Consider the following 11,159-nt stretch of genomic DNA (forward strand, 5'->3'; position numbering starts at 1 on the left):
AGCGCTCGCGATGCTTGAATGACCGCATGACCGACGCACCCCTGCTGCTCTACGTCGTCAAACAGCTCGAGCTCGCCACGCGAGCACGCCTGGACGCCGTACTGAAGGAATCAGGGGTCACCGCCCTGCAGTACACGGCGCTCTCGGTGCTCGAGCGGCGCCCCACGATGAGCGCCGCCGACCTCGCCCGCGCCTCGTTCGTACGCGCCCAGTCGGCCGCCGACCTCATCGGCGCCCTCGAGCGCCGCGGCCTCATCGAGCGCCGCACCGACCCCGACAACCGCCGCCGGATGCTGATCAGCCTCACCCCCGAGGGCCGCGCCTTCCTCGACACCTACGACCCGCGCGTCGAGGAGCTCGAGGAGCAGATGCTCGCCGACCTCGGCCCCGAGGACCGGGACGTCTTCCGTACGTTGCTGGACACCGCCCGCCGCGCCCTGTCCTGACCGCCGACTCGGCGCAACTGCCCCACCAGAACACCCCGAGTCGGCGCAACTGCCCCAGAAAAACACGCCGAGTCGGCGCAACTGCCTCACCAGAACACGTCGAGTCGGCGCAACTGCCCCACATCGCGTCGACACTGGGGCAGATGCGCCGACTCAGCGCTCTGAGCCGGGGCAGATGCGCCGACTCAACGCTCCAAACCGGGGCAGATGCGCCGACTCGCGGAGGGCTTGGACGTCAGCCCCGAAGGCGGTCAGTCGGTCTCGAACGACCCGTGACGACCCGCCCCACCGGCGAACCGGGTCGCACCCGCGACGGTGTCGGCGGTGACCGAGACCGCGCCGTGGGCGTACTCGGCCGCCAGAGCGTCCTGCTCGCTGAGCCCCTCCTGCTCTAGGACGGAGAGGCGGTCGTGGCGCATGCAGGTCTGCGGGAAGGCGGCGAGCTGGCCGGCGAGCCCCTGCGCCACGGCGAGGGCCTGACCGGGTGGGACGACGCGGTTGGCCAGGCCCATGCGCTGGGCCTCCTCGGCACCGACGGGGCGGCCGGTGAGGATCATGTCCATCGCGTTGCTGGTGCCGATCAGGCGGGGCAGTCGGACGGTGCCGCCGTCGATGAGGGGTACGCCCCAGCGCCGGCAGAACACGCCGAAGACCGCGTCCTCCTCCATCACGCGCAGGTCGGCCCAGACCGCGAGCTCGAGTCCGCCGGCGACCGCGTGACCGGCGACGGCCGCGATGACGGGCTTGCTCAGGCGCATCCGAGTGGGGCCCATCGGGCCGTGGCCGTCAGGCTCGAAGCGGTTGGGGTCACCGCTCGCGACCGCCTTGAGATCGGCGCCCGCGCAGAAGTCGCCGCCCTCGCCGTGCAGCACCGCGACAGCGGCGTCGGGGTCGGCGTCGAACTCCTCGAAGGCAGCCACCAGGGCTTCGGCCGTCGCCCGGTCGACGGCGTTGCGTACCTCTGGACGGTTGATCCGGATCGTGGTGACCGGGCCGTCCTTGGTGACGACGACCGACGCGTCCGCGGTCATGCCGGGAGGGCGCGCTCGAGGATCGCGGAGACGTCGCCACGTGGCGAGAGCGTGCCGAAGGCGCCGCCCCAGTCGCGGCCGAGCCGCGAGGAGCAGAACGCGTCGGCGACGGCGTCGGGCGCGTGCCGGACGAGCTGCGACCCCTGGAAGACGAGGGCCATCTGCTCGACGATCCGGCGGGCCCGGAACTCGAGGTCGTCGAAGGAGGTGAACTCCTTCTTCAGCCGGTCGAGCGCTGCGTCGTAGCGGGTGTCGGCGCCGGCGGCGAGCTCCGCCTCGGCCATGAAGGCGTCGAGGGTGTGCGGCTCCTTGGCCAGCGCCCGCAGGGCGTCGAGCGCGGCGACGTTGCCGGAGCCCTCCCAGATGGAGAGCAGCGGCATCTCGCGGTAGATGCGAGCGATGTCGAAGTCCTCGATGTAGCCGTTGCCGCCCAGGCACTCGAGCGCCTCGTTGACCATCTGGGGCGCGCGCTTGCAGACGTAGTACTTGGTGACCGCGAGCGCGATCCGGCGCAGCGCGGCCTCGCCCTCGTCGCCGCGGATCGCCCGGTCGTTGGCACCCGCCAGCCGCATCATCGCGGTCGTGGCCGCCTCCGACTCGACCTGCAGATCGGCGAGCACGTTGCGCATCGCCGGCTGGTCGGTGAGCAGCTTGCCGAACGCGGAGCGGTGCGAGGCGTGGTGGCTGGCCATCGTGAGGGCGTTGCGCATGCCGGCCGCGGAGCCGATCACGCAGTCCAGACGGGTCATGTTGACCATCTCGACGATGGTGCGCACCCCGCGGCCCTCCTCCCCCACGAGCCAGCCGACGGCGGCGTCGTACTCGATCTCGGAGGAGGCGTTGGAGCGGTTGCCGAGCTTGTCCTTCAGCCGCATGAAGCGCATCGCGTTGCGCTCTCCGCCAGGCAGCACGCGCGGGACGAGGAAGCAGGAGATCCCGGCGGAGGTCTGCGCGAGGGTGAGGAACATGTCGCTCATCGGCGCGCTGGTGAACCACTTGTGGCCGCGCAGGACATAGGTGCCGTCAGCCTGCTCGGTCGCGGTCGTCGTGTTCGCGCGCACGTCGGAGCCGCCCTGCTTCTCGGTCATCGACATCCCGGCGATGAGTCCGCGCTTGGTCTCGGGGTCACGGATCCCGAAGTCGTACGCACGGGCCGTCAGCAGCGGCTCGAACCGCGCGGCGAGCTCGGGGTTGGCGCGCAGCGCCGGCACGACGGCGTAGGTCATCGAGACCGGGCAGCCGTGGCCGGCGTCGACATTCCAGGCGTAGAACTTCGCCGCGCGGGCGACGTGGGCGCCGGGGCGGTCGTCGGCCCAGGGAGCCGCGTGCAGCCCGTGCTCGACGGCGGTCGTCATCAGCTGGTGGTACGCCGGGACGTACTCGACCTCGTCGACCCGGTGTCCGTAGCGGTCGTGAGTGTGCAGACGCGGCGGCACCCGCTCGGCGAGCCGGCCCCACTCCTGCGCCTCGGCGGTGCCGGCGAGGCGGCCCAGCTCGTCGATCTCCGGCAGCGCCCACGCCGCACCTTCGCGCTCGACGCCCTCACGCAGCGCCGCGTCGTCGGCGGTGCTGTGGCCCTCCAGGGGCGGCACCTGGTTGGTGACCTCGTGGGTGGAGTAGGGCTCGGGAGCGCTGGTCATGGCTCCGATGTTACAGATATCGCAACAGTCGTGTCGATAGTTGTTGCATGAGAGGATGCTCGCGTGGCTACCGCGCTCGACGACCTGGCTCCACTCTCGGCCCGCTCCGCGATCTTGAGCCTGCTGCTCGGCGCCCACCCGTCACCGCTGACCCCGGCCGACCTCGCCCGCGCCGGCCAGCTGCTCGACATCGCCCCCGCGACCGTGCGGGTCGCGGCCGCCCGCGCGGTCGCCGACGGCGACCTGTCGCGCGCCGAGGACGGCTATCGCCTCGGCGAGCGGCTCATCCAGCGCCAGGCGCACCAGGACGAGGCGGTGCACACCGCCGACAAGGCGTGGGACGGCTCCTGGGAGATGACCGTCGTCGTCGCGGCCGGGCGCCCGGGCCCCGAGCGGGCCGTCCTGCGTGACGCGCTCAAGTCCCACCGTCTCGCCGAGCTGCGCGAGGGCGTCTGGACCCGGCCGGCCAACCTGCGGCGACCGCGTTTCTCCGACCCGGTGCTCCAGACGTTCACGGCGACGCCGGAGCAGGATCCGGGCGAGCTGGCCGCCTCCCTGTGGGACCTGGCCGGATGGACGCGCGAGGCCGAGCACCTGCTCGAACGCCTCGACTCGACCACGCAGCCCGCGCTCCGGCTCGCCACCGCCGCCGCCATCGTGCGCCACATCGACGCCGACCCGCTCCTCCCTCCTGACCTCCGGCCCTCCAGGTGGCCGGCCGCAGAGCTGCGCGAGACGTACGACGCCTATCAGCGTGAGCTGAGCGACCTCGTCACGCTTGCCTGAAAGCCAGGGCGCTAGGACCGGCCCGACAGCCTCGTGGCCGGTAGGCTCCCTCGTCATGCTTCCGCCTCCCAGTCCTGACGGGGTCGCCGTCGTCACCGGAGCCTCGTCGGGGATCGGGGCGGAGATCGCTCGCGAGCTCGCCCGGCGCGGTCATCGGGTGGCGCTGGTCGCGCGGCGTACGGACCTCCTGCGCGAGCTCGCCGATTCGCTCGGCGGTGCGGAGGTGCTGCCGGTCGACCTGGCCGACCGCGAGCAACGCGCGGCGCTACCGGATCAGATCGCCGACCTCGGCTTGGTCCCCTACATCCTGGTCAACAACGCCGGGATGGCAAACCTCGGGCCGGTCGCCGAGTCCGACCCGGCGGCCGAGCTGCGCCTGGTCGAGGTCGACGTCAGCGCCGTGGTCGACCTGTGCAGCCGGATCATCCCGGGCATGGTCGAACGTGGCCGCGGAGCCGTGCTGAACGTGGCCTCGGTCGGGGCCTTCGGCCCGGTGCCCGGCCAGGCCACCTACGGCGCCGCCAAGGCGTTCGTGCTCTCCTACACCGACGCGATGTACGAGGAGCTTCGCGGCACCGGTGTCACCGCGGCAACACTGTGCCCGGGTCCGGTGCGCACCGGCTTCGGAGCGGCAGCGGGCATCCCGGACGAGGAGGCCGAGAAGTCGCTGCCGGCCTTCATGTGGCGCCAGGCCGATGCCGTCGCGAAGACTGCGGTCGACGGCTTGGCCCGGGGGCAGCGGGTCATCGTCCCCGGCACCCCCAACCGCGTCGCGGCAGCGTTCAACCACCACCTTCCCCGGCGACTGCTGCTGTCGATGGTCGCGCGCAACCACCCGGGTCTCGCGGAATGATCAGGCCGGGGTCACGCCGGCTGGGTCGACGCCCGACCGACCGGACGAGCGAGCGCGAGCAGCACGAGCGCACCGATCGCGAACGCCGCCGCGGCGATCGGTAGACCTCCGACCCCGACACCGGAGAGGAGGACCCCGCCGATCGCGGCGCCGATCGAGACTCCGAGGTAGGTGCCCGAGGTGTTGAGCGCCAGCGCCTGCCCTGCGACGGGGCCGGCGAGGGCGTGGAGACGGGCCTGGATCGCCGGCGAGTTCCAGAACGCCATGGCCGCCCACACCGTCGTCACGACCAGCACGAGCAGCAGGGGTGCCGGACGGGCACCCCACAGACCCCACAGGCCTGCCATCGCAGCGACGATCACGCCGACGCCGAACAGCAGCGCACGGTCCGCACCCCAGCGGTCGGTGGCGAGCCCGCCGAGCCAGATCCCGGCGATCCCGGCGACGCCGGCCAGACCGAAGGCGAGGCCGCGCATGTCGACACCACCGGTCGTCGTGGTCGCGAGGTAGGGAGCCAGATAGGTGAGCATCATCATCGACCCGGTCATCAGTGCACAGTTGGCCAGCAGCCCCAGCGAGATGGCCGGCTGCCGCAGGGTCCGCAGCTGTTCACCGAGCGCCGGCGCCTCATCGAGGCGATCCTCGCCGGGCAACGTACGCAGGACGAGCAGCAGGACGAGCGCGCCGGCGATCGCCACGGCGGCGAAGGTCGCCTGCCATCCGAGCGCGCCGCCGATCCAGGTGCCGACAGGTACGCCGGCAGCGATCGACCCGGTGACACCGAGCGAGATGATGGCAAGGTAGCGACCGACCTTGTCAGCCGGCGCATGGCCGGCGGCGTAGGCGAACAGCGCGGGGGTGGCACTGGCCGCCGCCAGGGCGGCGACCACCCGTAGCACCATCAGGACGGCGAACGGCGGCGCGAGGGCCGCCGCAGCGTTCGCGACGACGAAGACCACCAGCGCGACCGCGAACAGCCGGCGCCGCGGGACGCGGGCGAGGACCACCGCGGCGACCGGCGCAGCGACGGCGACGGTCAGCGAGAACGCGGTGACCAGCTGCCCCGCCTGCCCCTCGCCGACGCCGAGGTCGTCGGCCAGCTCGGGCAGGATGCCGGCGATCACGTAGTCATCGGTGTAGAAGACGAACGCCGCGGCGAACAGCGCGACGAGCCATCCGGGCATCAGTGCGCGCCACCCTCGGCGGCGAGCGCGACCCCGGTCGAGGACTGGCCCCGACCCTCGCCCGCGGCCAGGCGGCCCCTCAGCACCATCCAGCCGTAGAGGCAGCTGCCGGGCGTGGTGATCAGCGCGAGCACGATCATCACCGGGGTCGGGTTGCCGCCGTTGGCGAGCAGCACCTGGGTCGGGCCCTGCAGCGCGGCGACCGCACACCCGGTCCACGTCACCAGCCACGCGGCACGGCTGTAGCTCTCGCGCCGGGGAGTGGCGTACGGCGCCAGGAACGCCGCGACGGCGAGGATGCCGGTGACCACCAGCACGGTGCGCTGCGCGGTCGCATCCATGGCCTGCGGCCCTCCCCCGCCCGGGCCCATCAGCCCCCACCAGAGCATGCCGGCACCGAAGGGCAGCAGCCCGAGCGCTCCCGCCACCACGACCCATAGCGCAGGCGGCCTGGGCGGCGCGGCCAGGATGCCCGCCCAGCGGTCGACGACGTAGAGCCACAGCAGCACGCAGAGGGCCACGGCCATCAGCGCGAAGCCCCCGTAGACCAGGCCGAACACCCACGGCTCGAGGTTGTCCATGCCGCTGGTGCGTACGTTGCCCGAGGTGGCCAGCTGCACGACCATGCCCAGCGGCAGACCGAGCAGGATCGGGGCGAGCAGGCCGGTCGCCGCGCCTGCCAGCAGCAGCACGACCCAGGCCGGCACCTTGCGCCCCACCGGCCGGATCAGCGCGTAGGCCAGCGCGACCGCGAGCAGGTCGAGCACGATCGTGACGGTGTTGCCGACCAGCATGCGCGAGCTCTCGGCCTCCGCGACGGCTGCAGCGTTCTTCAGACCGATCTCGGATCCGGCGAGCCAGACCAGCTTGAGGACGGTGTAGGGCACGACGGCCACGATCACGAGGCCGAAGGCGAGCGACTGCAGATGCCGTTGCATGGCATGTCCTTCAATTAGTGACGAGTCTCTAGATGATGGTCTCTACCTTGACCTACGCTGGCCCCGTGGTCAAGCCCGCACGTTTTACGTCCGAAGAGATCCTCGACGCCGCAGCCCAGGCGGTGCATACCCACTGGCGGTCGGCGACCGTCGCTCACGTCACCGCCCTGCTCGGCGCACCGTCCGGCTCGATCTATCACCGCTTCGCCTCGCGCGACGCACTGTTCGCCTCGGCATGGGTGCGTGCCGTAGGTCGTTTCCACGCGCAGTTCGACGACATACGTGAGATCTCCGACCCGGTCGAGGCCATCGTCGAGACGGGCATGCTCATCCCGACCTTCTGCCGGGCCAACCCTGTCGATGCCCGGATGCTCACCGTCTACCGCCACCGCGATCTCGTGGCCGCGCCGCCGGCCGGGTTGGAGGACGTGCTGCCCGACCTCAACGCCCCGGTCGGCGGCCTGATCGCGCATCTGGCCGAGCGGCGCTACGGGCAGGTCAGCCGGCGCAGTCTCGAGGTGACGGCGCTCGCTGCCCGGGACACGCCGTTGGGCATGGTGCGTACGCTCCTCGGCGAGCCCATCCCGATCTGGCTCGACAACCCGATCCGGGCAGCGATCAGGGCCGTCGCGGAGCTCGATCTGCCCCACTGACCTGGCCTACCCCGATCTCGTCTCGGGCTCAGGCTGCGGAGCGCTGCTCGACCGGCTCGGGTGAGCGGTGCACGCCCCACCAGCCGAAGGCGAGCAGCAGCGCGCCGGGCACGATGCCCGCCACGAGGTCGATCGGGAGCGCCCCGGAGCCGAGCAGGGCGAGCACGATGCCCACCGCACCGCAGCCAGCGATCGCCGCCCCCAACCAGTGGAAGAACGGCTGCCGGAAGATCACGGCGAGCGGGATGAAGTGGACCCCCACGACCACCGACACCCACGCCACCCCTGCCTCGGGTAGGTCGAGCGGACCCGAGAGCAGCTGCGCGCCGCCGATGAGCGCCACCGCCTCGATCGCCACCACCAGCCAGTAGCTCTTCGGGAAGCCGCGCCCCACCTCGCGGTCTTCGACCGCCGGCGTACGCCGCGCGAGGCCGACCGCCGCGATCACCACCGCCACGAAAGCCGCGGCGGCGAGCAGCCACGAGATCCAGCGCACCGGCGTGGGCAAGGACCCGCTGTTCACGAAGACGTAGACCATCCCGAAGGAGGCGCCGATCAACGATCCGACGATCTGTCCTGGCATGCGCTCCTCGATCCCTGGCGCGTCCGGGCGGACGCGCCGTGTCGGCCGAAGACTACGTCGGGAGGGCGAGCCGCGCGCGGTGTTTTCTGGAGGAAGCGCCGGCTCAGTAGTACCAGGGGTAGGGCGACCAGTCGGGGTCGCGCTTCTCCAGGAACTGGTCGCGGCCCTCCTGCGCCTCGTCGGTCATGTACGCCAGACGGGTGGTCTCGCCGGCGAACATCTGCTGGCCGACGAGACCGTCGTCGAGCAGGTTGAAGGCGTACTTCAGCATCCGCTGCGCTGTGGGCGACTTGCCGTTGATCTTGCGGCCCCACTCGAGCGCGACGTCCTCGAGCTCGGCGTGGGGGACGGCGCGGTTGACGGTGCCCATGCGTACGCCGTCCTCGGCGGAGTACTCCTCGGCGAGGAAGAAGATCTCGCGGGCGAACTTCTGGCCGACCTGGCGCGCGAGGTAGGCCGAGCCGTAGCCGCCGTCGAACGAGCCGACGTCGGCGTCGGTCTGCTTGAAGCGCGCGTTCTCGGCGCTCGCCAGGGTCAGGTCGCAGACGACGTGGAGGGAGTGGCCGCCGCCGGCGGTCCAGCCGGGGACGACGCAGATGACGACCTTCGGCATGAAGCGGATCAGCCGCTGGCACTCGAGGATGTGCAGGCGGGCGAGCTTGGCCTTGTCGATCGGGGTCGGCTCCTCGGCGCCGGTGCGGCCGGCGGCGTACGCATCGGTCTCCTCGTACTGGTAGCCGGCCTTGCCGCGGATGCGCTGGTCGCCGCCGGTGCAGAAGGAGAACTTGCCGTTCTTCTCCGACGGCCCGTTGCCGGTCAGGAGGACGCAGCCGACGTCGGCGGAGGTGCGGGCGTGCTCGAGGACGCGGAGGAGCTCGTCGACGGTGTGCGGCCGGAAGGCGTTGAGCACGTCGGGGCGGTCGAAGGCGATGCGTACGGTGCCGTGCTCCTTGGCCCGGTGATAGGTCAGGTCGGTCAGATCCTCGAAGCCCGGCACCTCGTCCCAGCGGCTCGGGTCGAACGTGTTGGAGACTCCTTCGATGGCGCTCATGGGCTGAGGTTATCCGGCCGGTCCTCTATCGGCTTGACCTTGCCCCCAGGGTCAAGGTCTACCGTCGACGACGTGCAGATCAAAGAGCTCGCGGACCAGGCGGGCGTGACGGTGAAGGCCGTGCGCTACTACGAGTCACGGGGACTGCTCGCCGCGGCGTGCGCGCAACGGATATCGGGACTACGCCGACATGGACGTGCAGGTGGTGCGGGAGATCCGTGCCCTGCTCTCGCTCGGGCTCACCGCCGAGGAGACGCTGCCGTTCGTCGACTGCCTGCGCGCCGGCAACGACCGTGCCGACGTGTGCCCGGCTTCCCTCGAGGCCTATCGGCAGCGCATCGCCGAGATCGACCGGAGGGTCTCGGAGCTGACCGCCCTGCGCGGCGAGCTCGCCGGGCTGCTGCGCGAAGCGGAGTCGTACCGACCGGCCGCCGAAGCATCGAATTCAGAAGCATCGAACCCAGAAGGAGACAGACGATGAGCCAGACCGCCGTGACCGAGGACATCACCGATGCCCAGTTCGTCGAGGACGTACTCATGTCCGAGACGCCGGTGCTCGTGGAGATCTGGGCCGAGTGGTGCCCGCCGTGCCGTCAGCTGGCGCCCATCCTCGAGAAGATCGCCGCCGAACGGGCGGGAAGCCTGCGCGTGGTGAAGCTGAACCAGGACGAGAACCCGGCGACCTCCGCCGACTATCGGGTCATGGCGGTGCCGACGATGCTCCTCTTCCGTGGCGGGAAGCCGGTGCTGCAGCTGGTCGGCGCGCGGCCGAAGTCGCACATCGATCGCGAGCTCGACAAGGCGCTCGCGTGATCAGGGGCCTTGGAATAGGTCGCGCTCGCTGGTGTTCTAGAGAGCATGACCGAACTGCAAGGTGAATACGTCCCGAGCACGGCCGACTGGGTGCGCGAGCAGGTCGCCGCGTTCGAGGCCTCCAACGGCGCCGAGGCCAACGTCCTCGAGCGCGACGGCAATCCGATCATCCTGATCACCAACCGCGGCGCGAAGACCGGCGCGATCCGCAAGACCCCGCTGATGCGGGTCGAGCGCGACGGCCGCTACCTCGCGGTCGCCTCCGTCGGCGGCGGCGACAAGAACCCGGCCTGGGTGGCCAACTTCCGCGCATACCCCGACATGGTGCTCCAGGACGGCGGCACCAAGAAGGCGTACGTCGCGCGCGAGCTCTCCGGGGCCGAGCGCGAGGAGTGGTGGGACTACGCGGTGAAGACCTGGCCGACGTACGGCGAGTACCAGCCCAAGACGTCGCGGATCTTCCCACTCTTCCTTCTCGAGCCGGTCGACGCATAGCCAACCAATTGACCGGCACGTAACCGGGACGGTGCGACGAGTGTCGGTTGGCGACGCTAGGGTCTATAGCCATGCCGTTCCTGCTACGCGTCGAGCTGCCCGACATCCCGGGTTCTCTCGGTCGCCTCGCCTCTGCCATCGGTGAAGCCGGCGGTGACATCGAGGCGATCGAGATCGTCGAGAAGAACACCGTCGACGGCAGAGCCGTCGATGATGTGCTCCTCGAGACCGAGCCGGGCACGATGCCCGACTCCATCGTCTCGGCGTGCAACGAGCTCGAGGACGTGCACGTCGTCTGGATCTCCCGTTATGCCGCCGGCGGCAACCTGTTCCTCGATCTCGAGGCCGTCGAGGACCTCACCGAGAACGCCCACGAGGCCCTCGACCGCCTCGTCGACGTGCTGCCGCTGACCTTCCGCGCCGACTGGGCCTTCCGCGTCCACCGCGTCAACGGCATCGGCCGGTCCACCGAGGGTTCCCCCGAGAACGTCCCGTTCATCGAGCTCGACCGGCCCGAGCGCATCGAGGTCGACGACGCGGACGAGAACGTCTTCGCCGGCGCCCGCATCGACGGCAACGAGATCGTCATCATCGGCCGCCGCGGCGGCCCTGACTTCCTCGACTCCGAGCTCGCCCGGCTCGGTCACCTCGCCTCGCTGGCCAGCTCCATCGCACGATCCTGACCC

The 11,159-nt window shown here is 71.0% G+C and carries 13 protein-coding genes and 1 pseudogene; 8 read left to right on the forward strand and 6 right to left on the reverse strand.

Annotation, left to right across the window (positions count from 1 at the left end; translation table 11 throughout):
- Positions 1-26 precede the first annotated feature (26 nt).
- A complete protein-coding gene (locus tag IEY81_RS05080) occupies positions 27-446 on the forward strand; it encodes a MarR family winged helix-turn-helix transcriptional regulator (RefSeq protein WP_189117376.1) in 420 nt (139 codons plus the stop codon).
- A gap of 251 nt (positions 447-697) precedes the next feature.
- On the opposite strand, the gene IEY81_RS05085 is transcribed toward IEY81_RS05080, so the two are convergent.
- Both IEY81_RS05085 and IEY81_RS05090 read right to left on the reverse strand, forming a co-directional pair.
- Positions 698-1,477 (reverse strand): crotonase/enoyl-CoA hydratase family protein, encoded by a 780-nt coding sequence (locus IEY81_RS05085; RefSeq protein WP_189117377.1) that lies wholly within the window; start codon positions 1,475-1,477, stop codon positions 698-700.
- Positions 1,474-3,117, reverse strand: a complete 1,644-nt coding sequence (locus IEY81_RS05090; protein ID WP_189117378.1) for an acyl-CoA dehydrogenase family protein — start codon at positions 3,115-3,117, stop codon at positions 1,474-1,476. The genes IEY81_RS05085 and IEY81_RS05090 overlap by 4 nt, the downstream gene beginning before the upstream one ends.
- 63 nt (positions 3,118-3,180) lie before the next feature.
- On the opposite strand from IEY81_RS05090, the gene IEY81_RS05095 reads away from it, so the two are divergent.
- Positions 3,181-3,903, forward strand: a complete 723-nt coding sequence (locus IEY81_RS05095; protein ID WP_189117379.1) for a PaaX domain-containing protein, C- domain protein — start codon at positions 3,181-3,183, stop codon at positions 3,901-3,903.
- Positions 3,904-3,958: 55 nt separating this feature from the next.
- On the forward strand, positions 3,959-4,756 hold the full coding sequence (locus IEY81_RS05100) for an SDR family NAD(P)-dependent oxidoreductase (RefSeq protein ID WP_189117380.1): 798 nt from the start codon (positions 3,959-3,961) through the stop codon (positions 4,754-4,756).
- Between the two features lie 11 nt (positions 4,757-4,767).
- Here the strand turns inward: IEY81_RS05100 and IEY81_RS05105 are convergent, their stop codons facing one another.
- Both IEY81_RS05105 and IEY81_RS05110 read right to left on the reverse strand, forming a co-directional pair.
- Positions 4,768-5,940, reverse strand: a complete 1,173-nt coding sequence (locus IEY81_RS05105; RefSeq protein ID WP_189117381.1) for an MFS transporter — start codon at positions 5,938-5,940, stop codon at positions 4,768-4,770.
- On the reverse strand, positions 5,940-6,878 hold the full coding sequence (locus IEY81_RS05110; RefSeq protein ID WP_189117382.1) for a hypothetical protein: 939 nt from the start codon (positions 6,876-6,878) through the stop codon (positions 5,940-5,942). Before IEY81_RS05110 ends, IEY81_RS05105 begins: the two co-directional genes overlap by 1 nt.
- A 65-nt stretch (positions 6,879-6,943) precedes the next feature.
- Between IEY81_RS05110 and IEY81_RS05115 the strand changes: the two genes are divergently transcribed.
- Positions 6,944-7,531 (forward strand): TetR/AcrR family transcriptional regulator, encoded by a 588-nt coding sequence (locus IEY81_RS05115; protein ID WP_189117383.1) that lies wholly within the window; start codon positions 6,944-6,946, stop codon positions 7,529-7,531.
- A 28-nt stretch (positions 7,532-7,559) separates the two neighbouring features.
- Here IEY81_RS05115 and IEY81_RS05120 read toward each other — a convergent pair whose 3' ends face one another.
- A complete protein-coding gene (locus IEY81_RS05120; protein WP_189117384.1) occupies positions 7,560-8,114 on the reverse strand; it encodes a hypothetical protein in 555 nt (184 codons plus the stop codon).
- A 103-nt stretch (positions 8,115-8,217) separates the two neighbouring features.
- Complete coding sequence (locus IEY81_RS05125; protein WP_189117385.1) at positions 8,218-9,165, reverse strand: 1,4-dihydroxy-2-naphthoyl-CoA synthase; 948 nt, start codon at positions 9,163-9,165, stop codon at positions 8,218-8,220.
- Between the two features lie 190 nt (positions 9,166-9,355).
- On the opposite strand from IEY81_RS05125, the gene IEY81_RS05130 reads away from it, so the two are divergent.
- From IEY81_RS05130 to IEY81_RS05145, 4 genes and pseudogenes are all read left to right on the forward strand, one after another.
- Entirely contained in the window at positions 9,356-9,646 is a 291-nt protein-coding gene (locus IEY81_RS05130; protein ID WP_229787367.1) for a MerR family DNA-binding protein, read from the forward strand.
- Between the two features lie 32 nt (positions 9,647-9,678).
- Positions 9,679-9,978: pseudogene (gene trxA, locus IEY81_RS05135) on the forward strand (thioredoxin); the annotation flags it as partial.
- A gap of 45 nt (positions 9,979-10,023) precedes the next feature.
- On the forward strand, positions 10,024-10,473 hold the full coding sequence (locus IEY81_RS05140) for a nitroreductase family deazaflavin-dependent oxidoreductase (protein ID WP_189117387.1): 450 nt from the start codon (positions 10,024-10,026) through the stop codon (positions 10,471-10,473).
- Between the two features lie 71 nt (positions 10,474-10,544).
- A complete protein-coding gene (locus IEY81_RS05145) occupies positions 10,545-11,156 on the forward strand; it encodes an ACT domain-containing protein (protein WP_189117388.1) in 612 nt (203 codons plus the stop codon).
- The last annotated feature ends 3 nt before the right edge of the window (positions 11,157-11,159 follow it).

This window comes from Nocardioides luteus, assembly GCF_014648595.1.
GTDB classification, from domain to species: domain Bacteria; phylum Actinomycetota; class Actinomycetes; order Propionibacteriales; family Nocardioidaceae; genus Nocardioides; species Nocardioides luteus.